This is a genomic window from candidate division WOR-3 bacterium (genome assembly GCA_039801725.1).
GTDB lineage: Bacteria > Hydrothermota > Tepidihabitantia > Tepidihabitantales > DTDR01 > DTDR01.
Window position 1 is genome coordinate 41,527 of sequence record JBDRVE010000001.1, and the last position, 23,659, is coordinate 65,185.

General features: G+C 29.7%; 28 protein-coding genes. 5 read left to right on the top strand and 23 right to left on the bottom strand.

Annotated elements, in window-relative coordinates; genetic code table 11:
• Positions 1–4 precede the first annotated feature (4 nt).
• The 21 genes from rpsC to rpmF all read right to left on the bottom strand — a co-directional run bounded on the left by rpsC (position 5) and on the right by rpmF (position 14,384).
• Positions 5–640, bottom strand: coding sequence for a 30S ribosomal protein S3 (gene rpsC, locus ABIK75_00235; protein MEO0089526.1), 636 nt, complete (start codon positions 638–640; stop codon positions 5–7).
• Positions 640–1,008 carry a 50S ribosomal protein L22 gene (gene rplV, locus ABIK75_00240; protein MEO0089527.1) on the bottom strand — a complete coding sequence of 123 codons (369 nt, stop codon included), beginning with the start codon at positions 1,006–1,008 and terminating at the stop codon, positions 640–642. The genes rpsC and rplV overlap by 1 nt, the downstream gene beginning before the upstream one ends.
• A gap of 6 nt (positions 1,009–1,014) precedes the next feature.
• Positions 1,015–1,305 (bottom strand): 30S ribosomal protein S19, encoded by a 291-nt coding sequence (gene rpsS, locus ABIK75_00245; GenBank protein ID MEO0089528.1) that lies wholly within the window; start codon positions 1,303–1,305, stop codon positions 1,015–1,017.
• 2 nt (positions 1,306–1,307) lie between these two features.
• Positions 1,308–2,150, bottom strand: a complete 843-nt coding sequence (gene rplB, locus ABIK75_00250; protein MEO0089529.1) for a 50S ribosomal protein L2 — start codon at positions 2,148–2,150, stop codon at positions 1,308–1,310.
• A gap of 2 nt (positions 2,151–2,152) precedes the next feature.
• On the bottom strand, positions 2,153–2,437 hold the full coding sequence (rplW, locus tag ABIK75_00255) for a 50S ribosomal protein L23 (GenBank protein MEO0089530.1): 285 nt from the start codon (positions 2,435–2,437) through the stop codon (positions 2,153–2,155).
• Positions 2,416–3,051 carry a 50S ribosomal protein L4 gene (gene rplD / locus ABIK75_00260; protein ID MEO0089531.1) on the bottom strand — a complete coding sequence of 212 codons (636 nt, stop codon included), beginning with the start codon at positions 3,049–3,051 and terminating at the stop codon, positions 2,416–2,418. Before rplD ends, rplW begins: the two co-directional genes overlap by 22 nt.
• Positions 3,052–3,053: 2 nt before the next feature.
• On the bottom strand, positions 3,054–3,683 hold the full coding sequence (gene rplC / locus ABIK75_00265) for a 50S ribosomal protein L3 (GenBank protein MEO0089532.1): 630 nt from the start codon (positions 3,681–3,683) through the stop codon (positions 3,054–3,056).
• Between the two features lie 2 nt (positions 3,684–3,685).
• A complete protein-coding gene (gene rpsJ, locus ABIK75_00270; GenBank protein MEO0089533.1) occupies positions 3,686–4,015 on the bottom strand; it encodes a 30S ribosomal protein S10 in 330 nt (109 codons plus the stop codon).
• Between the two features lie 46 nt (positions 4,016–4,061).
• Positions 4,062–4,412 carry a 6-carboxytetrahydropterin synthase gene (locus ABIK75_00275; GenBank protein ID MEO0089534.1) on the bottom strand — a complete coding sequence of 117 codons (351 nt, stop codon included), beginning with the start codon at positions 4,410–4,412 and terminating at the stop codon, positions 4,062–4,064.
• A 19-nt stretch (positions 4,413–4,431) separates the two neighbouring features.
• Positions 4,432–5,124 carry a hypothetical protein gene (locus tag ABIK75_00280; protein ID MEO0089535.1) on the bottom strand — a complete coding sequence of 231 codons (693 nt, stop codon included), beginning with the start codon at positions 5,122–5,124 and terminating at the stop codon, positions 4,432–4,434.
• Positions 5,125–5,369: 245 nt separating this feature from the next.
• Positions 5,370–6,098, bottom strand: coding sequence for a helix-turn-helix transcriptional regulator (locus ABIK75_00285; GenBank protein ID MEO0089536.1), 729 nt, complete (start codon positions 6,096–6,098; stop codon positions 5,370–5,372).
• Between the two features lie 383 nt (positions 6,099–6,481).
• Entirely contained in the window at positions 6,482–7,024 is a 543-nt protein-coding gene (gene pyrE, locus ABIK75_00290; GenBank protein MEO0089537.1) for an orotate phosphoribosyltransferase, read from the bottom strand.
• Positions 7,005–7,745 (bottom strand): orotidine-5'-phosphate decarboxylase, encoded by a 741-nt coding sequence (pyrF, locus tag ABIK75_00295; protein MEO0089538.1) that lies wholly within the window; start codon positions 7,743–7,745, stop codon positions 7,005–7,007. The genes pyrE and pyrF overlap by 20 nt, the downstream gene beginning before the upstream one ends.
• 2 nt (positions 7,746–7,747) lie before the next feature.
• On the bottom strand, positions 7,748–8,653 hold the full coding sequence (locus ABIK75_00300; GenBank protein ID MEO0089539.1) for a dihydroorotate dehydrogenase: 906 nt from the start codon (positions 8,651–8,653) through the stop codon (positions 7,748–7,750).
• Positions 8,650–9,423, bottom strand: a complete 774-nt coding sequence (locus ABIK75_00305) for a dihydroorotate dehydrogenase electron transfer subunit (GenBank protein MEO0089540.1) — start codon at positions 9,421–9,423, stop codon at positions 8,650–8,652. The genes ABIK75_00300 and ABIK75_00305 overlap by 4 nt, the downstream gene beginning before the upstream one ends.
• Complete coding sequence (locus tag ABIK75_00310; GenBank protein ID MEO0089541.1) at positions 9,420–10,694, bottom strand: tetratricopeptide repeat protein; 1,275 nt, start codon at positions 10,692–10,694, stop codon at positions 9,420–9,422. Before ABIK75_00310 ends, ABIK75_00305 begins: the two co-directional genes overlap by 4 nt.
• A gap of 7 nt (positions 10,695–10,701) precedes the next feature.
• Entirely contained in the window at positions 10,702–11,115 is a 414-nt protein-coding gene (gene ndk, locus ABIK75_00315) for a nucleoside-diphosphate kinase (GenBank protein ID MEO0089542.1), read from the bottom strand.
• Positions 11,116–12,093, bottom strand: coding sequence for a hypothetical protein (locus tag ABIK75_00320; GenBank protein ID MEO0089543.1), 978 nt, complete (start codon positions 12,091–12,093; stop codon positions 11,116–11,118).
• Positions 12,090–13,196 carry a hypothetical protein gene (locus ABIK75_00325; protein MEO0089544.1) on the bottom strand — a complete coding sequence of 369 codons (1,107 nt, stop codon included), beginning with the start codon at positions 13,194–13,196 and terminating at the stop codon, positions 12,090–12,092. Before ABIK75_00325 ends, ABIK75_00320 begins: the two co-directional genes overlap by 4 nt.
• Entirely contained in the window at positions 13,186–14,199 is a 1,014-nt protein-coding gene (gene plsX, locus ABIK75_00330) for a phosphate acyltransferase PlsX (protein MEO0089545.1), read from the bottom strand. Before plsX ends, ABIK75_00325 begins: the two co-directional genes overlap by 11 nt.
• Entirely contained in the window at positions 14,196–14,384 is a 189-nt protein-coding gene (gene rpmF / locus ABIK75_00335) for a 50S ribosomal protein L32 (protein MEO0089546.1), read from the bottom strand. The genes plsX and rpmF overlap by 4 nt, the downstream gene beginning before the upstream one ends.
• Positions 14,385–14,491: 107 nt before the next feature.
• On the opposite strand from rpmF, the gene ABIK75_00340 reads away from it, so the two are divergent.
• The 3 genes from ABIK75_00340 to efp are packed head-to-tail and all read left to right on the top strand — an operon-like array spanning position 14,492 to position 19,152.
• Positions 14,492–17,680, top strand: a complete 3,189-nt coding sequence (locus ABIK75_00340; protein MEO0089547.1) for an AAA family ATPase — start codon at positions 14,492–14,494, stop codon at positions 17,678–17,680.
• A gap of 8 nt (positions 17,681–17,688) precedes the next feature.
• Positions 17,689–18,543: a signal recognition particle-docking protein FtsY gene (ftsY, locus tag ABIK75_00345; protein MEO0089548.1), complete on the top strand. Its 855-nt coding sequence runs from the start codon at positions 17,689–17,691 to the stop codon at positions 18,541–18,543.
• A gap of 48 nt (positions 18,544–18,591) precedes the next feature.
• Entirely contained in the window at positions 18,592–19,152 is a 561-nt protein-coding gene (gene efp / locus ABIK75_00350) for an elongation factor P (GenBank protein ID MEO0089549.1), read from the top strand.
• On the opposite strand, the gene ABIK75_00355 is transcribed toward efp, so the two are convergent.
• The gene (locus tag ABIK75_00355; protein MEO0089550.1) at positions 19,153–20,421 is read right to left on the bottom strand and encodes an SLBB domain-containing protein; all 1,269 of its coding nucleotides are present in this window, start codon (positions 20,419–20,421) and stop codon (positions 19,153–19,155) included.
• 73 nt (positions 20,422–20,494) lie between these two features.
• On the opposite strand from ABIK75_00355, the gene ABIK75_00360 reads away from it, so the two are divergent.
• Together ABIK75_00360 and ABIK75_00365 are read left to right on the top strand one after the other, a co-directional pair.
• Positions 20,495–21,793 carry a sugar transferase gene (locus tag ABIK75_00360; GenBank protein ID MEO0089551.1) on the top strand — a complete coding sequence of 433 codons (1,299 nt, stop codon included), beginning with the start codon at positions 20,495–20,497 and terminating at the stop codon, positions 21,791–21,793.
• Positions 21,793–22,416: a hypothetical protein gene (locus ABIK75_00365; protein MEO0089552.1), complete on the top strand. Its 624-nt coding sequence runs from the start codon at positions 21,793–21,795 to the stop codon at positions 22,414–22,416. The genes ABIK75_00360 and ABIK75_00365 overlap by 1 nt, the downstream gene beginning before the upstream one ends.
• On the opposite strand, the gene ABIK75_00370 is transcribed toward ABIK75_00365, so the two are convergent.
• Positions 22,385–23,656 (bottom strand): MFS transporter, encoded by a 1,272-nt coding sequence (locus ABIK75_00370; GenBank protein ID MEO0089553.1) that lies wholly within the window; start codon positions 23,654–23,656, stop codon positions 22,385–22,387. The two genes, ABIK75_00365 and ABIK75_00370, sit on opposite strands and share 32 nt — an antisense overlap.
• Positions 23,657–23,659 lie beyond the last annotated feature (3 nt).

Genomic DNA, 23,659 nt, shown 5'->3' on the forward strand with positions numbered 1-23,659 from the left:
CTCCTTATGGTGTTTCTAAATCTCCTTTATAAATCCAAACTTTTACTCCAATTGTTCCATAAACGGTAAAGGCAGTATCTGTTCCATAATCAATATCAGCTTTAATCGTTTGTAACGGAACCCTTCCTTCTTGTAACCACTCAGAACGAGCAATTTCCGCACCCGCAATTCTTCCGGAAATCCTTATTTTTATTCCCTTAGCACCCAGCCTCATTGCTTGACTAATATGCCTTTTCATTGCTCGCCGATGAGCTACACGTTTTTCTAATTCGCGTGCCAATTGAAATGCGACGATTTTAGCGTCCAACTCTGGAACCCTTATTCCTTCCAAATCAATATCCACATCCACTTTCCGATCTATTAACTTTAAAATTTCTTCACGCAATTTATCTTTACTTTTCCCACTTCGACCACTAATAAAACCAGGCCGAGCGGTATAAATAAAAATATTGATTCTTTCAGGAAATCTTAAAATCTCAATATCGGAAATTAGTGCATCTTCATATTTTTCTTTTATAAAATCTTTTATTTTTAAATCTTCTAAAAGATATTTTCGATAATTTCTTTCATCAAACCATTGAGATTTCCAGGTTTTAGTAATGCCTAATCGAAATCCGTAAGGATGTGTCTTTTGTCCCATTATTCCTCCTTTCCTATCTCTTCTTCTTTAGTTGCTACGGTAATATAAATATGAGAACTTCTTCTTCTTATCATCATCGCTCTTCCCATCGGTCCGGCTTGCCATCTTTTTAACATCGGACCAGGGGTTACTCTCGCTTCTTTTACATATAAATCTTCTTCTTTTATTTTTGCTTTTCCTGCTTTATAAATTGCATTGGCAATTGCTGATTTTAAAGCCTTTAAAATCGGTACTTTATGTCTTGGCTTTGGTAAGAAATAAAGAATATTTAAAGCCTCTTTAGCATTTTTCCCACGAATCAACTCCAATATCCGATTAGCCTTTTTTACTGAAATTCTTTGATAACGACTAATCGCCCTTGCTTCCATAAATTATTATTTCTCCTTTTCTTTACCTTTCTCTTTTCTTTGACCCGCATGGGCTCTAAATGTTCTTGTGGGAGCAAATTCGCCCAAACGATGACCCACCATTCTTTCGGTAATATATACTGGAATAAATTTTATTCCATTATGAACCGCAATCGTATGACCAACAAATTCCGGTACAATCATACAAGCACGAGCATAGGTCTTTACTACTTTTTTTATCCCCTTTTCGTTCATTTCCATTATTCTTTTGTATAATTTCTGGTCAATATAAGGTCCCTTTTTAGAACTTCTCCCCATAACTATTTCCTTCGCTGAACAATAAATTTATCTGATGCCTTTCCTCTTTTTCTTGTTTTCTTTCCTTTTGCTAACAACCCTTTTTCTGAACAAGGATGCCTACCACCGTGGGACCTTCCTTCTCCACCACCCATTGGATGATCTATCGGATTCATAGCCACTGCTCTTGTTCTCGGTCTTCTTCCCATATGTCTTTTTCTACCGGCTTTTCCAATAGTTACGTCTTTATGTTCTGGTTTAGAAACTTTACCAATAGTAGCCATACAGTCTAAATGAAATTTTCTTATTTCTCCTGATGGCAATTTTACTACTGCATATTTTTCTTCTTTTGCTAAAATTTGACAAGATGTTCCGGCTGCCCGAGCGATGTAAGATGGATAATTAGGATAAAGTTGTAGGTTATGAATTTCCACTCCCACAGGAATTAACCTGAGAGGCATAGCATTACCAATCTTTATCGGTATTTCTTTATCTCGCGTCGACATAACAATATCACCAATCTGTAAACCATCGGGAGCAATAATATAACGATATTCGCCATCTTGGTAACAAACCAAAGCAATCCAGGCAGTCCGATTTGGGTCATATTCGATAGAAACAACCTTTGCCGGTATATCGTATTTATCTCTCTTAAAATCAATAATCCGATAATATTTCTTCTCTCCGCCACCCCGATATTTTGCGGTTATCCTACCTAAATTATTTCTTCCAGCTTTGCTCTTTTTAATTACTAAGAGAGGTTTATAAGGCTCTCTTTTAGGAACCCCCTCTAATTTAATAACGCTATAAAATCTTCGTGCTGGAGTAATTGGTCGATACTTTTTTATGTAAGTTCTAACTGCCATAATTACCTCTCTAAACCTTCAATTCTTTCGCCTTCTTTTAAAGTAACTATTGCTTTCTTCCAAGAAGCAGTCCTTCCTTCAAAAAATCCCATTCTCCTTGGCTTTCCACGCACATTCATTGTTCTAACTTTTTCTACCTTTACTTTAAATAACTCTTCAATCGCTCTTTTAATATCAATCTTATTAGCATTTTTAGCAACTTGAAAAACATACTGATTATATTCTCTTAATCTTAAAGCCTTTTCGCTTAAAATTGGTCTAATTATTATTTTTCTTGGGTCAAACATAATTCTTTTAAACCCTCTAATCCACTTTCGGTAAATACAATCTTGTCATTTACCAAAACTTCGTAAGCATTCAAACTATTTGCTGGCATCAAAGTAAGATTGGGAATATTTCTTGAAGCCAATTTTATATTTTGGTCCATCTCTTTTACTACTAATAAAACATTCTCACCGTTCATTTTCAGATTTTTTAAAATATTATATATTAACTTAGTTTTTGGTTGTTCCAAAGTAAAGTTTTCCAAAAATAATACTGCCTTATCTTGATAGCGAGCAGAAAGCGCGGAAAGCAAAGCCAACCTTTTTTTCTTTTTTGGCAAAGAATAATAATAGTCTCTCGGTTTAGGACCAAAGACAATCCCTCCTTTTCGCCAAATCGGCGAACGAATAGAACCATGCCTTGCTCTACCAGTATGTTTTTGTGGCCAAGGTTTTCTTCCTCCTCCTCTTACTTCGCCGCGAGTTTTAGTACAAGCGGTTCCTTGTCTTTGATTATTTAAATAATTGGTAACCGCTTCCCAAATTAAACCCTGATTTACTTCGCAACCAAAAATCTCTTCTGGTATCTCAATCTCTCCCTTTATTTCGCCATTAATTGATAAAAGTTCTGCCTTCATAGTTATTTACTAGTAGTTTTAGCTTTTTTAACTATTACTAAACTATTCCGATATCCAGGAATAGCACCGGAAATATAGGCCAAATGATTCTCTTCATCAATTTTTACAATTCTTAAATTTTTTACTGTTACTCTTTCGCAGCCATAATGACCAGGTAAAGTCCTTCCTTTCCAAGGTCTTCCGGGATCCGTACCACTTCCTAAAGAGCCTATTCGGCGATGAGATTGCGAACCATGAGAAGCCGGACCGCCACTCCATCCCCATCTCTTCATACCGCCTGCAAAACCTCTTCCTTTTGTCCAACCGGTAACATCAACCAAATCCCCTTCTTTAAAAACATCCCTAATTTTTATCTCTTTTCCCAGTTCAAATCCATCAGGATTATCTACCTTAAATTCCTTTAAATATCTCAAAGGTGGCAAATTTGCCTTTTTAAAATGACCACCCATTGGTTTATTGACTTTTTTAACTTCCTCAAATCCTAACTGAATAGCGCAGTAATTATCTTTTTCTTTAGTTTTTTTCTGAACAACATAACAAGGACCAAGTTTCACAATCGTGCACGGAATTACTCGACCTTTCTCATCAAATAACTGGGTCATCCTTATTTTTTTACCTAATAATCCCATCATAATTAGGCTATTTTAATCTCCACATCAACACCGGCCGGTACTTCTAAACGAATTAAGGCATTGATCATCTCCGGAGTAGCATTATCAATTTCAATCAATCTTTTATGCACCCGTAGTTCAAACTGCTCACGCGATTTCTTATCAATAAAGGTTGAACGCAAAACCGTAAAGAGCGACCGCTTTGTCGGCAAAGGTATTGGTCCGGAAACATTTCCACCCAGTTGCTTAATAACATCCACAATTTGCCTTGCTGATTGATCCAATATCCGATGGTCATAACTCTTTAGTTTAATTCTCACCTTTTCACCCTTAAATTCTTCAAATTCTTTCATAATAACGTAAAATTAGTTAATAATTTTAATAAAAATTTTTGAAAAGTCAAGAAGAGTTTTCTTCATATTCGCAAGCATATTTTTCATTTTCCCATAGTCTAATTTTTTTAATCGGATATTTCTCTTTTATCTTATAAAACAAATATTTCGCAACATTTTCACAAGTTGGTAGGAAATCAAATATTTCATTTAGAAACTTATGTTCGGGCAGAATACTTTTTAAATACTTTTCCACCTCACGAAAATCAAATTGATAACCTTTCTTTTCAATATCTTCCTCTTTAATAAAAACTTCTACTAAATAATTATGACCATGTATTTCTTCATCCCCCAAGAAATCAGTCAATCGATGAGCCGCACTAAAATAAGAACGAATAATAATATAATAGAAACCCATAATAATTTTAAAAATCAAATTAAAAACCGGATTGAAAAGTTATATAGGCAATCCGGTTTAAGTGACAACTATTATTATGATGATTTTTAATAATTTCTCTTAAAGCAAAAAGAAAGCGAACCTGCTCACTAAAATTCCAGGCAATTCCTGTATTTAAAAAGCCATAATTTCTAATATCTCTTTTCTCATCATAAAAAGAAGAAGAATATTCTAATATCAAATTAAAATCGCTTGGTAATAATTGGCTTATTGATAAAAAGAAATTAACTTTATCCCGATAATTAACTCCGCCCGAAATATTGGTATTAGTAAAATCAATTGTTTTGCCTAATAATAAATAAAACATCTTTTCTGGAACAGTATAACCATTTTTCGTTGAGTCATAACTACCAAATCCTTGGGTATCAAAACCCAAAATTACATCAGGAAAAACAAAACTTTCTTCGCCAATAATCTTTAAACGGATTTGAAATTCGGGTCCTCTTTTTTGGGGAAAGGTTGGCTTACCACTTCCTAAAATACTATCCCCCGAATAAGAGACACCCATATTTAACCTATCAAAAAGTCCAATCCCAAAGTTTGCCATTATTCCATTATTTCCTTGCAGTCTAAATCCAATTAAATATTCACCATGACTTAAAAAACTTGGTGAAGGGTTATCAATAAGATAGGTTTGATTAAAAATAATAGATGTTAAAATAATAAATATCATAGATAAATATTAACAAAAAAATAGATAATGTCAAATTGATTGACAAAAATATTATCCTTCACTTATTTTGATAAATTAAAGGAGTTAATTAAGTAATCTTCCTTTTTTTATCACATCTTTTATAATCTCTTTTATTCCGTCTAATATCTCTTTTTTTAAACCTTCTTTTATTGCCTTTTCATCTGTCTCCTTTATCTTCTCTAATCTCTTTTTCTTTAATAGTTTGCGATATTTTCTCGCCTTGTTTAGATAATAAAATGTAAAGGTAAGGGCACCCCTTTTTCACATAAATATTTTTTTATTAAATATTCTAATTTTATACATTCCCTCCGATATTTTAAATAGCCTTCAGCCATTCTTTTCCTCTTTTTATCAGTTATTGGTTTCACTTGATTTATTCTTTTTAATGCCATTTTATAAGCCTCGTAAGTAATTTTTGCTATTTTTGCTAAATGAAGTTTGTCTAAATTTCCTTCTTCTGCCTTCTTGTTTATCTCTAAAAAATAATTCTCATCTTTTCCATCTAAAAGACCATAAAATACCTTTTCACTAAACTTGATATATTTTCTAACTATTGAAGGTTCATAACCAAAAGGAAGCAAATAATTTTTTATCTTCCATTCTAATTCCTTCGGATAATTAATAAAAGGCTTTGATGAAAACCTTAATCCAAAACTATAACGAAGTTTTTCTCTTACTAATTTCATTCCATTGCTTGCCTTTGCTTTCTCTTTTATCTTTAATAAGTTTTCTATTTCATATCCCTGGATTTTGCTGAAAAATTCTCCATAATGAATATTTATTGCCTTTAAATAATTTAAAATCAAAAATATGGAAGGATTTTTAATCTCGCCCCTTTCTAATCTTGATAAATCACTTATACTTTTCCTACAATATTTGGCAATCTCTTTTAAACTATATCCCCTTTCTTTCCTCATTTCTCTTAATAACTTTCCTATAAATTTTCTTAACATCACCTTATTATAACCATTAAAGATTTTTTTCAATTTGCATAGTATGCAAAAATTTTAAAAATAGAAATTTCTTATAAGTCTTTATATTTCAAATACTTATTTTAGATTTAATAAAAAGATAGGGAACGTATCTCTCCAGCCTATTCTGTCCGTCTTAATAAGTCTCTTATTGCTAACTTTAATAAGGTTCTTGTTATTCGTTTTCATAATGGTATTATCATTAATTCTAATAAAAGTATTATTATTAATTTTAATAAGCATATTATTATTGGTTTATATAAGCCTATTACCGTTGCTATAATAAAGTTTATTATCCATAAACTTCTTATGATTTTGGCTATTTGTTGATTGTTGAGAAAATTTTTATATACTACCTGGTCTTTCTAAGGGAGATATTTTTTACAAAGGGGACATTCTTCTTTCTCAAAAATTGGCACCTTTTTTTTGTAAAGAGCAATATATTTAAAATCTTTTATCTTCTCAGTACTTCTATCAATTAAAACAGCGATACCAGCAATTTTACAACCAAAAGGCTTTAAGGCATTGATTGTTTCCCTTATTGAGTTACCCGTTGTTAATACATCGTCAATGATTAAAACTCGGTCGGTTTTCTTAATAACAAACCCTCTTTTTATTATCCTTCTTCCATTTTCTTTTTCAGCAATAACTAATCTTTTTTTTAGTTGCCGAGCAAGTTCATAGGCAATAATTGCGCCACCTGTTGTCGGTCCACAAACAACATCAATCTTTTTATCTTTAAATTCTTTTTTAATCAAACTACAAAATTTTGTTAATAAATTTGGGTGTTCAATAATTCGAAATTTTTCAAAATAATATTGGGAATGATAACCAGAAGATAATAAGAAATGTCCTTCTTTTAATACTTGATATTTCAACAAAAGTTTCTCAATCTCCTTTGGTTTCATATACTTTTTTTATCTCTTCTTTAATTTTTAATATTAATTCTATCGGATCTTCGGCTTTTAATATTGGTCGGCCAATCACAATATAATCAGCACCGGCTTCCGCTGCTTCGCCAGGAGTCAATGTCCTTTGTTGATCATCTTTTGGTATCTCAATTTCTGGTATTCTTATCCCTGGTGAAACAACTAAAAAATCTTTGCCACATTCTTCTTTTATTCTTTTTATATCGCGAGGCGAAGCAACCACACCATCTAAATTAGCTTTTTTAGCGATTAAGGCTAATTTTATTACCATATCTTGGAAATTTTCTTCTTTTATATTTAAGGTTTCTAATAAACTATATTCTTTAAAACTTGTTAGCAAAGTCACACCAATAATTTTCGGTCTTTCTTTTATTTTTTTCCTCTCACAATAGTTAAACACAAAATCGACTGTCCTTTTTAGCATTTCATAACCACCAAGAATATGTAAATTAAACATATCCACTTGCCATTTTAGACAACTCTCACAAGCCTTTTCAACAATAGAGGGAATATCAAAGAATTTTAAGTCTAAAAACACCTTTTCATTATATTTTTTTATCATCTTTAACACATTGGGACCAATCCGCGTAAAAAGATATAAACCAACTTTAAACATATCGGGCCAGCCTTTTAAACGGTTAACAATCTTTCTTGCTTTTTGGGCAGAATCAACGTCTAAAGCAATAATTATTTTGGTCATATTTATAATTCAATTTTTATTTTTCTTATTATCTCTTTAATACTTTTAATCTCTTTTTCTTTTCCCCATTTTTTAATATCTTCAATAATTTTAATCACCATAAAAGGATTTGATAAATTTAAACTACCAATCTCTACTAGTACTGCTCCACAAAACAAATATTCCAAAACATCTTGATAACTTCTAACTCCACCGCAACCAATTATTGGTATTTTAACAATGTTTCTAATTTTTGCAATAAGATAAAGAGCATAATATTTTAAAAAAGAACCAGAAATTCCGCCGCTTATTCCTCCCAAAAAGGGTTTCTGTCTTTCAATATCAATCACCAAACCGGGAATAGTATTAGTAATTGTTATAAAATCAGCGCCTCCTCTTTCGGCTGATTGAGCAATCACAAGGGGGTTGCAAAAAAATGTTGGTATCTTAGCAATTATTGACTTTTTGGTTATCTTTTTTACTTCCTGACAAATATTTTCAACTAATTTTGGGTCCTGTCCTAAACTAATCCCTCCTTCTTTTATATTTGGACAAGAAAGATTCAATTCGTAAGCAGAAATTATCTCTTCCTCAACAATTTTTATCACATTAACTATTTCCTCTAAAGAAGTCCCACCAACACTAACAATAAGATTGGTATCTAAATTTTTAAGGGTGGGTAAGATTTTATTTTTAAAATATATCGCTCCGGGATTTTCTAAACCAATAGAGTTAATAATACCGCCTTCAAATTCATAAATTCTTGGTGGCGGATTACCAACAATTGGGTTAAAAGTAATTGTTTTGGTGATAACTCCACCAGTTAAATTTATTATCTCTTTAAATTTTTGACCAAAACCATAAGTACCGCTGGCTAATAATATTGGATTTGGGAAAGTGATATCTTTAATTCTTTGGGCTAAATTCATAATAAAATCTCATTCAACATTAAACACGGACCTTCTTCACATAAATGGAGATAGGTTCCATCTTTTTTAGGAATCGCACATGCGGCACATAATCCAACACCACAGCCCATCCGTTCCTCTAAGAAACCATAAATTTTTATTTCCTCTTTCAAAAGGAATTTTATTTTTCTTAACATTTCAATAGGACCAGCAGAATAGACAATTTTAAACTCTTTTTCTTTTAATATATTAGTAAGACCATCGGAAACCTTTCCTTTCTCTCCATAACTCCCATCTTCTGTATAAAAGATTAGTTTTTTTAAATTTAATTTTTCAAATCTTTCTTTTAAAATTAATTCTTCTTTCTTCTTCGCACCAAGAATAACATATAACTCTTTCTTATTATTAGAAAAAATTTTCGTAAGAAAATAAAGAGGAGCAATCCCTAAACCACCCCCCAAAATTAAAATATCTTTTTCTTCCGGTATTTCAATTGGTTTTCCTAAAGGTCCTAAAATATCTAACTCATCATCTTTCTTTAATTTACTTAACCAAAAAGTCCCTTGACCAACTACTCGAAAAATAAAAAAAATTTTATCTCCTTCTCGATCAGCAATTGAAAAAGGTCTCCGCAAAAAAAATCCGTAATTATCTCCAATTTTTATATGAACAAATTGACCGATTTTACTGTTTTTAGCAATTTTCTCTGTTGTCAACCAAAAACCAATAATCTTATCAGAAAAATCTATTCTTTTTTTTATTTTCACTTTCTCCCAAAAAATTCCATTCATTTTTTTAAAATCTCCTTTGCCTTTTTCGCGTACTCACTTCCCGGAAATTCCTCAATAACTTCTTGAAAAAGCTTTTCGCCTCTTTCTTTATCAATTTTCGTATAATAAAGATAAGCCGAAGCGAATTTTGCTTTTAAAGCATATTTACTATTTGGATAATTTTTATAAATTTTCTCATATTCTTTTAAGGCTAAAGAGTTATTATTTAAAGAAAGAAGATAAATTTCCGCTAATTTAAGATGATAAAAAGCTGGCTCCAAAGTATCTTCGGCTACTGAATTTAATACCTTTTTAAGTAAGTTTCTTTTCCCATTTATTATTAAGCCCAGTTCCGATTGAGGATTTTTTTGATAAGAAGAGTCATAATAGACTAAAGCACTATCAAATATCCCTTTTTCTTCCCAATATTCTCCAATGAGATAATAAGCCATTTGGGCTTCATTACCCTTAACTTTAGTAAGATTTAAAAAAGCCTTTTTCTCATCTTTAAGCAATAGATAAATCTTACCAATGGTTAAATAAAGCAAATTGTTTAAATCTGGATAACGGTCTAAATATCTCTCCAATTTTTTTAGATAAATTTTAAGAGTTTCCTGATCTTCGCTATTTAAACAATCTACCATCTGTGTAAGAATTTTAATTCTCTCCTTTTCATCTTTTTCAATTTCAAATAACTCATTATAAAAATTTTTTGCTTCGACTAATTTACCCAATTCTTTTTTTGCCTCGGCAATTTTTAATAGACCTTCTTTTCTTAAAGGATGTTTTTTAAAATTATTTATAAAACTGGTCATGGAATCTAAAAATATTTGGTAATTTTTTTGAAAATAATAAACCATTGCTATTTGGTATTTAGCGAAGGTTGAATATTTTCCTTTATCATCACTGAGATTTCTTAAAATCTCCATTGCCTTCGGGTATTCTTTAAGTTCCAAATAAGTAAGGGCTTGGTAATAAAGAGCCTCCTCTCTTTTTTTATGATTAGGAAAATAAGATAAAAATATATCAAGTTGTTCAAGAGCCTTTTTATACTCTTTTAAATAATAATTGCTAACCGCGATAATAAAAAGAGCATCGCCCTCCCATTTAGAATTAGGATATTTAACTAAAAGCAAATTACTTTTTTCTTTTGCTTTATTAAATTTTATTTGTGCCTCACTAATATTTTTTGTTTTTAAACCTTCTTGAAAAAATTTATTGGCATTATAAAACAGATTAAAATAAGCACAATTAATCAAAAAAAGAATCAAAATTATAAGCAGTTTTCGCATTACCCTTTTAAATTGCTATTTCTGGAAAGAAAAATTTTATCTCTCTTTCTACATCCTCTTCTGGATTTGCAGCGTGAACCACATTTTCTTGAACTGAACTGCCGAACTCCCGCCGAATAGTGCCTTCGACCGCCTTTTTGGGATCAGTAGCACCTACTACTTTCCGAAGCCTCTCACGAGCATTTTCACCTTCCAAAAGGAGAACAACAATGGGACCACTTGCCATAAATTCACAAAGGGAGAGATAGAAATCTTTTCCTTGATGAATTTTATAAAACTCCTTAGCCTGTTCAACTGTTAACTTCAAAAACTTGATATCCAGAATATCAAAACTTTCCTTTTCTATCCGCAAGATAATCTGACCAATTAATTTTCTTTTTACTCCATCGGGCTTAATAATCAATAAAGTCTTTTCCCTCATTTAACTCCCCCATCTTCTTACTCGCTTACGCCAAAATTCTTCAAAAAGAGTATTAAATTTAAAAGCAAAAAGTATTTCTGATAAATTCCCTTTTCGGTGATAACCTATTGATAATTCCGGATAAAAACTGCCGTAATTCTTAATAATTATTTCCGAAAGCACGTCCAAATAAATTTTTTTTATATCTTTTAAAGAAAAGCCAATGCTTATTCTGTTTATCCGATTTAAGAAAGAGAAATCCAAAGAAAAAGAAAAAGTATTTTTTAAAGGAAAAAGCAAACTATCTTGCTGATAAAAATAACTGGAACTAAATCGAAAATTATCTTTTAGATAAATACTGAAAAAAATTTTAAAATCTGGTTTTAAAAGATATTTTTTGGATCTTCTCTTTTCTTTTATCTCTTTTAAAAAATTATTTTGAAAACCTAAAGAGAATCTATTTAATTTTAAAAGAAAACCCAATTTAAAATTTTTGCCAACATAATCATAAGAAACTGTTTCGCAAGCAAAAATGTTTTTATCTTTTTCTACAGCAAAGATTTCTAAATTATTTCCCAAGTTAAAATTTCCTTCACCGAATAAGAAAAGATTATTAAAAGTTTTAGCAAGAATAAGACCAAAATTATAAATTCCACCTTGTGAAGTGACATGCCAAAAATACCCTTCTTTTTTAAAATTTTCTGGTTGGTAATATATATCATATTCTTGATTTAAATATTCATCTATTTTTAAACCAATATGATAAGTTTTCAAAAAGGGAATAAAAAAATAAAACTCTTCAGGGTGAAAATTAAAAACTAATCTTTTTTCCTTATCTGCCATTCCTAAAAAAAAGCAATTACTAAAAGAAAAAAATACCTTGGTTTTAGGAGTGAAAAATAGATCTTCTTTCTTAAATAAAAATTTATCTTTTTCTTGTCCAAAAAAAAGGGGGTTAAAAAAAGATTGGCTTAAAAGATAAAAAACAAGTAAATTCATGGCCTTTCTTTTGGTTTCAAGAAATAAAAAATTTCAATCTTTGGAATTTTTTCATTTTGATTTTTAAGTAAAAGAAATCGAGGATAAGAACCAAAAGGATAAAGAGAAACAAATAATCCAAAATTAGAATCAGGTTTTTCCCGCCAGAAATTAATTAAATTTTTAATATCAATTTTTATTAATGAATCTTCTTTAAAGAACAGAGTTCTCTTAAAAATTTCGTAAGGGGTATTTTCTCTATTTATCGAATAATCCTTAATAAGTTTTAATATAACAATTTCATTAGTATCCACAGGAAAATAAGTATTATCAATTTTCGGATATAAAAATAAATCAGCATTAATAATAGTGGCTTCTTGAGGAAGATCACCTAAATCAAATTTTAAATAACTAAAAAAGGAATAACCACTGCCAATAACCAAATAATTTTCAGGAATTTCAAAAAGGGTATCAACAATATAAGCATTGGCTATTGGATAAAAGATGGTTTCTCTACTTTCTTTTTTAAAATAAATTTTGGGTGGTTTAATTTCGGTCCGACTGTAAAAAGAAATAAATTTCTCGACTGTCTCCTGAGGAATTAAAATAATTCCACAATTAATTTTAAAGAGAGTATCAAAATAATGAGAGTTTAATTCAATTATTGTTGAGTCTTCGTTTGCTTCTCCTTCTCCCAACAAAACTTCGTGATAATCACCGCCGTAATTAATCCAACGAACATTAGCCCTGGCCAATTTCCAAGTTACCTCATTTTCGTCCCATTCTAAAAATAGAGGATATACTTTAAATTTTACCGGAGAAAAATATCTGGCTTTGGGATAAAGAATAAGTTTAATCTTTTCGCTATTTTTAAACGAAGTATCTAAAGGAAAATTTAATAGAACTCGACATTCATAAAAACTGTTTTTTCCTAAAAATAAACCTTGGACTCCACCACAAGGATAAAATTTACCAATTTTATCAAATTGACAAGGACTAAGAAAAATTAAAGTATCTTTGCCAACTTTTTCCTTTATCCCCTCTTTACCAACTTGGGTAATCTCGCAAGAAAAGAAGATTAGCAAGATAAAAAAAATTGAAAGAGAAAATTTTTCAATTTTCATTTTTGGTATTGAGATAAAAGGGTAAATTTTCTCTTAAAAATTGTACTAAATTAGTTTGAGCAAAAAAAACAGCAGTTTGAATAGCATTTTTAATTGCCTTTTCATTACTCCTTCCGTGAGCCACCACTACTGTACCATTAATCCCTAATAAAATTCCGCCTCCCTGTTCTTCATAGTTAAGTTTTTCAATAAATTCTTCTAAAACCGGTTTAGAAAACCATCTTCTCATCCGATATTTTGTTTCTGAAGAGAAATAATCTTTCAATGCTTGATTAAGAGTTTCCACAATTCCTTCACCAAATTTTAAAAGGATATTACCCACAAAACCATCACACACAATCACATCGGCGATTCCTTTAAATATTTCACAACCTTCAATATTACCAATAAAGTTTAAAGGCGAATTTTTTAATAAATTATAACCTTGTTGATATAATTCACTTCCTTTATTTTCTTCTTTCCCAATATTTAGCAACCCAACACTAGGATTCGCTTTTTTAAATAATAACTCATAGGTTAAAGAACCTAAAATCGCAAACTGTTGAAGATTAATTGGTTTTACTGTTGGATTAGCACCCGCATCAATTAAAAGAGAAAATCCCACTTTAGTAGGCAAAATAATGCCAATCGCCGGTCGCAAAATTCCAGGCAAAGTTCCTAAAATTTTTAAAGCAACTACCAATAGACTCCCGGTATCTCCAGCACTTACTGCCGCAGAAACCTTGTTTTCTTTTAGAAGAGAGATGGTATTGACAATTGAATTATTAACCTTTTTTCTCCATAATTCTACCGGTGATTCCAAAGAAAAGGAAATTGTCTCACACTCCAAAAATTCAATCCGTTCACCAAACTTCTCCTTCAAGGAAGCAAGTGGAAATAACTCTTTTTTACCAATAAGAATAATACCTAAATCCAAATTTTCTTCCAAAGCCTTTTCTACTCCTAAGATTTCCGGTTTAGGTGCTAAATCACTTCCTAAACCATCGACAGCAATTTTTATCATTCTTCTTTTTTACTTACCACTATTACCTCTTTTCCTTTATAATACCCACAATGGGGACATACTGTATGGGGCAATTTAAATTGGTGACAATGAGGACATTCTACCCATTGAGGAGTTTTTAATTTCCAATGGGTTCTTCTTTTTCTGCCTCTTGATTTAGAATGTCTTCTTTTTGGAACTGGCATATCCTCTCCTTTTTAAAAAATTATTATAATTAGAAATTTAAAAATGTCAATTTATAATGTTAACCAAACTCTTTGACATTCAGATAAAATTTTTTATAATTTTAAAAATGCGGATTAAAGAGTTAAGTATTTTCGGATTTAAATCTTTTCCTGAAAAAGTTCGTATTTTATTCCCCAAAGGGATTACTGCGATCCTAGGACCAAATGGTTGTGGAAAAACCAACATTTTTGATGCTTTTCGTTGGGTATTAGGTGAACAATCTCTCACCTTATTACGGTGTAGTAAAACCGAAGAGTTAATTTTTAGTGGCACCAAGGAAATTCCGCCGTTAAATTATTGTGAAGTAAAATTAATCATCGAAAACGAAGGAGAATGGCAAGAATATGGTAACGAGATCGAAATAAAAAGATGTTATTACCGTTCAGGTGAAAGTGAATATTTTATTAATCGGCAACCCTGTCGTTTAAAAGATATCGAAGCTCTCTTTGGTAAGGTTGGCTCTTATGTTTATTCTATATTTGATATTGCCCAAATGCGCAGGATTATCCAAGGAGAAGTGAAAGAATTATTCTTTGAAGTAGCAAATTTAAAAGAATATTTCGAAAATAGAAAAGAAATAGATAAAAAATTAATAAATTTGAATCAGGAATTAGAAAATTTAGAAATAATCATTAAAGAGAAACAACGAATTGTCCGGAACCTCCAAAGGCAAGTAAGAATATTTAACGAATATTTACAATTAAAAGAAAAAGAAAAGGAGTATCAACAAAAATTGCTTATTAAGGAAATCAAAAATCAAGAAGAAAAAAGAGAAAAATTAAAAAAAGAAATTTCGGAATACTTAGAAAAAATTTCTCAAAAAGAAAAAGAGATAGAAATTTTGAGTGAAGAAATTAATAAAAACCAACGCCAAATTACCGAACTTAAAGATCAACAAGAAAATATTCATCATATTTATCAAAATTTATTAAATGAATTAAACTCTTTAGAAAAAGAAAAAATTATTTACGAAGAACGAATTAATTTTTTATCAAAAGAGTTAACCGAAAGGGAAAACCAAAAGGAAAATTTATTATCTTGGCAAAAAAATTTAACCGAAGAGATTAAATTGCTAAAAGAAGATTTAATAAAAATTAATTTTGAAAAAGAAGCCTTAGAAACCAAAATTAAAGAGTTTCAAAAAGAAATCCAAGAAAAAGAAGCAAAAATAACTGAGATAGAAAAAGAAATAAAGATTCTTTGGGAGACTTTAAAAGAAAATTTTGAAAAAAATAAAAAAGAAGAAACTTTCTTATTTCAAATAAATCAAGAAATAAACAAAATTGATGAAGAATTAAGGGAAAGAAAAAAAGAAATCAAAGAATTAGAAACGGAACTAAAAGAGATAGAAGAAAAGATAGTTAAAAAAGAAGAGCTCATTGCTGAATTAAAAGAAAAATATCTTTTTTTTATAGAAAAAGAAAAAAGAGAAAAAAGAGAATTAATAAAAGAGCAATTGGGAGAAAATTTTTTGGGAACTTTAGCAGAATTTTTAGAAATTGAACCCGGTTACGAGATTTTAGTTGATAAATTATTAAAAGGCTATTTAAATTTTTATTTAATAAAAAATCTTTCCTTTTTATTAGAAAACAATTCTCTTGATTTTATCAATCATATTAACAGTGGATTTATCTCATTATCTTCTGAGAAAAATTGCAAAAATTTAACCTCTCTCGGGAAAAAATCACCTATACCTTTAAAAAATTTTGTAAAATTCAAGGAAAATTGTCCTTCTTTCATCAAAGAGAAAATTATCGAATGTTATTTGGTAGACAATTTAACGGAAGCTTGTTATTTTTATTTAAAAAACCCTAATTTTACTTATATTACTAAAAAAGAAGAAATTTTAACAAAAGAAGGTGTTATCGACTTACAGAAAATTAAAAATTGGGAAGTTCCTCCTACAGAATTATTAAAAATTTATTGGGAAATTTATCATTTAAATAACTTATCAGAAATTTATAATCAAAAGAAGAAAGCAATTTTACAATTAGAAGAAGAAATAAAAGAAAAAATTAATAAATTAAATTCTTTTTCCAACCAAAGAGAAGAAATAAAAGAAAAAATTAATAAAATAAAAGAAGAGGAAATTTACTTAAGAGAACAACTTAAAAACAAAGAAGAAAATTTAAATTTTTTAAAGCAAGAATTCAAATCAAAAAATGAAGCACTTCAGATGCTTATTAATGAACTTTTTAAATTAAAAGAAAATTGTTACCAAAAAGAGCAAAAAGTATATGAAAAAGAAATTGAAGAAGAAAAAGTTAAAAAAGAATTAGAGATATTAATAGAAAAAGTAAAAAGAATCAAGGAAGAGTTTTTAGAAGGAGAAAAGAAAAAAAAGGAATTATTAAATAGAATTTCTCAATTACAAAAAGAGATCCTCACTGTTGAAAAACAACTACCTGAAAAAACAATCAATCTTCTTCTAAGTGAAATTCAAGAAAAAAATAAAAAAATCAACGAGTATCAAAAAGAAATCTCTTTGATAAAAGATAATCTTACTAACTGCCAAATTGTTTTAGCAGGTATTGAGAAAGAATTAGAAATAAATATGAATAACCTTAAAGAATTTAATAGTAGTTTTTCATGGGAAGAGATCGCCACTTCTTCTATCGATTATGAGAAGGAATTAGAAAATATCCGCAAGAAAATTTTAGAAATTGGTAATGTTAACCCATTGGCAACGGAAGATTATAATTACGAAAAGAATGAATTATTAAAGCTTTTAGAACAAAAAAAAGACATATTAAAGGGAATAACTAACTTAAAAAAAACTGCGGAAGAACTCGAAAGAAAAGCAAAAGAAATTTTTTATAATGTCTTCCAAAAAGTAAGAGAAGGATTTAAAAAAACTTTTATTGAAATCTTTACCGAAGGAGAAGCTGACATCATCCTTTCCCAACCCGAAAATCCTTTCGACTCTTCCGTTATAATCACTGCTAAACCAAAAGGAAAAAATCCTAAAAGATTGGAACACCTTTCGGACGGTGAGAAGGCTTTGTTAGCCCTTTCTTTACTTTTTTCTTTTTACCGAATTAAAAGAACGCCCTTTTTATTTTTAGATGAAGTAGACGCTCCTTTAGACGACATAAATGTTCGAAGGTTTGTTAAATTTTTAAAAGAGTTGTCTAAAGAAACACAAATAATAATTATCACTCATAATCGATTAACTTTAGAAAATGCCGATGTTCTTTTAGGGGTAACTAATCCTCAACCAGGTGTTTCAAAAGTATATACAATAAAAGTTGATTAAAGAATATCATGAATATATTCGAAAAACTAAAAAATACCTTAAAAAAAACAAAAGAACAATTTAAAAAAATATTTTTATCAGATAACTTAGAAGAATTGGAAGAAGCCTTACTTTCTGCCGATATTGGAACTCAATTAACTCAAAAATTAATTGAAAAATGTAAAAAAATAAAAAACAATAAAAAAGAATTTTTAAAAAAAGAACTCCTTAATATCTTATCTCTACCTTATGAGGAAAGATTTTTTTCTTTTCCCAAAGTTATTTTAATAATCGGTGTAAATGGTAGTGGTAAAACTACCACCGTAGGTAAACTTGCGTATTATTATAAAATTAAAGGACAGAACGTTATCATTGCTTCTGCCGACACTTATCGAGATGCTGCTACTGAACAGTTAAAAATTTGGGCGGAAAAAATTAAAACCGAAATTATCCTTTCCCAAAAAGGTCAAGATGCTGCGGCGATTGTTTTCGACGCCATCCAATCAGCACAGAAGAGAGGAAAAGATATTGTGATAGTTGATACAGCCGGGAGATTACATACTCGCAAAGAATTGATTGAAGAACTTAAAAAAATTATTCGGGTGATAAATAAAATAAAAAAAAGTGAACCGGAGGAAATATTTCTAACAATAGATGCTTCGGTAGGACAAAATGGGATTGAACAAGCAAAAATCTTCAAAGAAGAAATTGGAGTTACTGGTATTATTGTAACGAAATTAGATGGCACGGCTAAAGGAGGAATAATTATTCCTATTGCTTATGAACTTAAATTACCGATTTGTTATATAGGATGTGGTGAAGAATTAAACGATTTAATTCCTTTTTCTGCGGAAGCCTTCATTAAAGCAATCTTAGAAGATTAATATTGAAAGTAAATCATAAGATTTTATAATTTTAAAAAGGGGGTTAATATGATTTCAGCTAGTGAAGTAAAAGAGGGCATGGTATTAAAAATGGAAGATGGATTTTACAAAGTAATAACAAGTGAATACAAAGCAGGAACAGCAAAATTTGGTAGTCTTGTTCATTTAAAATTAAAAAATCTCCAAACCGGTTCCTTCACTGAAAGAAGATTTAGCCCCGATGATAAATTGCAAGCTGTTCACTTAGAGATTGTAGAAATGGAGTATCTATATAACGATGGTGAGAATTTCTATTTTATGCATCCCGAAACTTACGAACAATTTTCTTTATCAAAAAAAATTATTGGTGACTTTGCTATTTTCTTAAAGGAGGGTTTCAAAATTAAAGTAGAATTTTATGAAGGAAAACCCATTGATTTCATAATGCCCAAAACCGTCGACCTGCGAGTAATAGAAACCGGTGCTGGCGTTAAAAGTGAAACAGACGCGGCCTACAAAACTGCTAAATTAGAAAATGGACTCGAAATTATGGTTCCTCAATTTATTAAGATAAATGATATTGTAAGAATAAGTACCGAAACAAAAAAATATATCGAAAGAGTAAAATAATTATTTAGCAGTATATAAAATTGTTAAAATAATTGGGAAAAGAGTAGAAAAGATCTGTAAATAATCTTCCCAGAATTTTATTGGTATCCGAGGCACATAGATAATATCACCGGGATTGAGTTCTAAATTATTAAGTTGAGTAATTTTCTTACCTTTTCTTATTACATAAACTTTTCTTCTGTCGGCATATTGAGTATATCCTCCGGCTATTGCAATGTACTGAGAAATAGTTAAATTTTCTTGAAATTTTATTACCTGAGGATTGGCCACTTCTCCATTTACATAGATATTGTTTTCCTTTTCTGGTATGTAAATAATATCACCATTTTTTAATTCCAAATTATAAGAAAGATCGTTTTCTATTAATAATTTTCTTAAATTAAGAGGAATTTTAATTTTTGAAGCATTTGAAATTTCTCTTTCTAAATAACTATTATCTAAATCTGCCCAAGGAGTAACTCCACCGGCTTTTTTTAATACTTCTAATAATCTTTCATTTTCTCTTATTTCATACCTTCCTTCGCTTACTCGTTCTCTTTCAACAGTAGTTACAGAAGTACGTAAACGATATTCTCCACGTCCAAAAATAGCACCTTTGATTTGAACACTATTGATTATGGGCGGTACATAAATTTTATCTCCTGATTGTACAAAAGGATTAGCCGTAATATCTCCTTCATTTTCAAATTTCTCAATATCTACTTTTAAAGTGTCTTTACCCCTTATTAATCGAATATTTATTTTTGAACCATTAGGAGTAATTCCTCCAGCTTTAGCAATTATTTGAGAAACCCTTTCTACCGGCATTGCATAATAAGTTCCGGGATAATAGACTTCTCCAGTAACCAAAACAACTCCCGAACGAAGTCCCACTAGCGTAAGTTTGACAAATACATCATTATAATATTTTAAAAATACTTTAGTCAAGGAATCTTGGGCTTCCTTTATTGTCAATCCACTAATCCGAATTACATCTACCGTTTCCATTTTTTCTAATCCTCCGGGAAAATTAGATTTTAATATTATTTGAACTTTCCCTTCATAAGTCACCCAAGTAGTGTATGAATAATTTACTTTGCCTTTAATAGTTATCAACAAATTATCGCCGGGCATTAAAATATATTCTTCTGAAATTATTGGTGCTTCGACTCCTACAAGTTCGCTACCACGTACAGGCGCAGAGGAAATATTGGTTGCTGGCGTAATTTGAGAAGGAACAAAAGAAGGGGAAATTTGTTGGTAAATAATCAAAAAAACAAAATACCACATTTATTAAAATTTTATTAATTTCTTATAAAAAATCAAGGTTGACATTAATTAAAAATCTATTTATAATCAATAAGTGAAAAAAAATTTATTAGTAAATATTATCCTTTTCTTATTAGACTTCTTAGTATTATCCTTTTCTTATTTTTTAGGTTATATTACCAGAGCCTTATTTTTGCCAAAAATTTTTCCTCAACTTTCTTTTCCTTTGCCTTTCAAGATATTCTCTGATCGATTTTATTTTTTGTTTATTTATTTTTTAATATTCTTTTTTAATGATTTATATGGTAAAAGATTTGACCTAACTGAAGAACTTCAAAAATTATGGAAAGGACTTTTATTGGGAACAATAATTATTATTTTTATTGCTTATCTTACTCAAATTTATAGCTTTTCGCGGATTGTAATCCTGCTGGCTTTCATTTTTTCTTTAATTCTTCTTCCCATTACCCGGTGGGCAGCTAAATTACTTTTAGCAAAGGTTGGTTTGTTTGTAAAAAAAGTAAAAATTATTGGAGAAAAAGAAATAATAGAAGATTTAAAAAAAGAGATTACCCGCCAACGGTACTTAGGTTATCAATTAATTAAAAAAGAAGAACAACCCGATATTCTAATCGTGGCGGACAAATTTTTTAAAGAAAAATTTCCTTCTTTCTTTTCGGAAATTTTTATTCTTGCTGATTTAAATCTTTTACAAACCCAAAATGTTGAAATTGAAAAAATTGGTAAATATTTATTTTTAAAACCAAAGTATAATCTTTTAAAACCTTTTAATCTCTTTATCAAAACGGTAATAGAATATTCATTATCGCTAATTATCTTTATAATCTCTTTGCCGCTATTTTTCCTAATTTCTTTCTTAATAAAAATTACCTCTCCTGGCCCGGTTTTTTATAAACAAAAAAGAATTGGACTTCAAGGTAAATTTTTTACTCTTTATAAATTCCGTACAATGAAAATGGAGGCTCAAAAATATCAAGAAATTTTTAAAGAAAAACATTTTAATGAATGGCAGAAAAAATTAAAAATTCCTGGAACGGAAAAATTAATAACACCTTTAGGAAAATTTCTAAGAAGATTTAGTTTAGATGAATTACCTCAATTAATAAATATATTAAAAGGAGAGATGGCTTTAGTAGGTCCACGTCCTTATTTACTAGAAGAAAAAGAACTAATAAAAGATTATTTGCCAATTATTTCTAAAGTAAAACCAGGGTTAACCGGTTTATGGCAAATTTCTGGCCGAGGCAATTTAACCTTACAAGAGCGATTGATGCTTGATGAATATTATGTAAAAAATTGGTCACTCTGGTTAGATTTTTCAATTTTACTGTTGACCTTTAAGGCAATACTTATGTACGAAAATCCTTATTAATGAAAATCAATTTTCGGATAATTTCTTTCTTAGTTTTTGTCTTTCTTTTCTTATTGACTTTTCTTTTTACTAAAAAAAGTAAAAAGTCAATTTTTTATTTAGATGAGAAGAATCTAATAGTCGATAGTATCAATAAAACAATAATATTTTCAGGAGAAATAAGTAAAAATAAAGGAGAAGTTCAATTTTTAATAAATTTAAAAGGTTATGAATGGTTAAACGAAAAAGCAAGCATTTTAAGTAATACCCCTCTTATTGCTTTGCAGAATGCCTTAAGTTTTTTAGATTGGTCCTTTTGGGAAAGTTTATACTTTTATAATAAAATAACAAGAAAAATCTCCCTATTGATAGTAACGGATAAAAAAGAAATACCTGCAGAAAGTCTCCTCATAACAAAAGAAAGGCAGATTTCCTTTTCAAATTTAATTTTTCTTGGCAATCCCTATTGGGATAATCTTATTTTAAAAGAAGATCGTATCAACTGTAAAAAATGTCCTTTTTTAGAGGAGGAGGCAAAATGGCTAAATAAATCCTTTCCCCAAAAATATGTTCTTAATACCAAATTTTTTCCCGTTAATAAAAAAGTTAAAATTAAATTAATTCTTTCTGGCGGCGATAAATAAGAAAAATAATCAAAGAAGAGAACATCACAAAAACTCCTATAGAAAACAAAATTGTTGTTCTTGGGAAAAAGTAGGTTAATTGACCAATAATAAAAGCAAAAATGCCAAAAAATAAATGTAAAAACCATTCTTTGAGAGAAAAAATCTTACCTCGTAGTTCTTCAGGAACATTTTCCTGCAAAATAGTATCTTGAATCACAAAAATCGGTGAAAGAAAAAAACCGCACATAAAAAGTAAAAAAATCACCAATGGTAATATTTTCGTAAGAGACAAGATGATTGTTAAAATCCCAAAAAGAAAAAAAGTTATAATTAACACCAAATTTTTCTCAAATTTGTGTCCCCAAATTCCATAAGTTAATGAACTTAAGATTAAACCTATTGAACCGATAGTGCCTAAGAAACCCACTCCGGAGGTTCCCAATTTAAGACCTTCTGACTCCTGAATAATTGGCACATAAAGTACCAATGCCCCAGTGCCCAAAATTACAAATAAAAAAACTGAAAGAATTACTATTTGAACTTTACGATTCTTTAAAATATATTGGGAAGCCTCTTTCAAATCATTAATCATTAATTTTAATTTGGATAAAATCAAAGAAAAAAAATTCCTTGACTGTTGAGAAATTACAGTTGGAGAAGAAATTCTTTTTATTTTTATTTTAGTAGAAAGATAGATTAATGCTAAAACTGAAATCCAATAGGTAAAAGAATCAATATAAAAACCAGCAGCCCAACTATAGGAAATACCGATTTTCTTCCAAATTTGCCAATCCACAATAAACCCACCAACTAGCATACCTAAAAGAGTGGCGATTCTTCCTAATAGATTATTGAAAGAATTAGCCGCTAAAAGTCTTCTCTTAGCTACTAAATAAGGAACAATCGATAACCGAGTAGCGTTAAAAAACAAACCTAACAGAAAAACAAAAAAACAGATAATATAAACCAAGGATAAATTAAATAACCTTAACACCAAAAAAGGAATGAAGGCAACTAATATAGCTCGGAATAAGTCACAAAAAATTAAAATTTTTCTCTTATCCCATCGATCAATAAAAATTCCCGCAAAAGGACCAAACAGTATCGTTGGTAAAGTAACAACAACAGATAGAAAAGAAATCGCCCGAGAGGTATTTAAATTTTTTTTTTGCGCCAGAAAGCTAATCATTGCCAAAATCGCCATATAATCCAATTTATCACCGAAGAGGGAGAAAGCTTGAGAAATTGAAAAAATCATAAA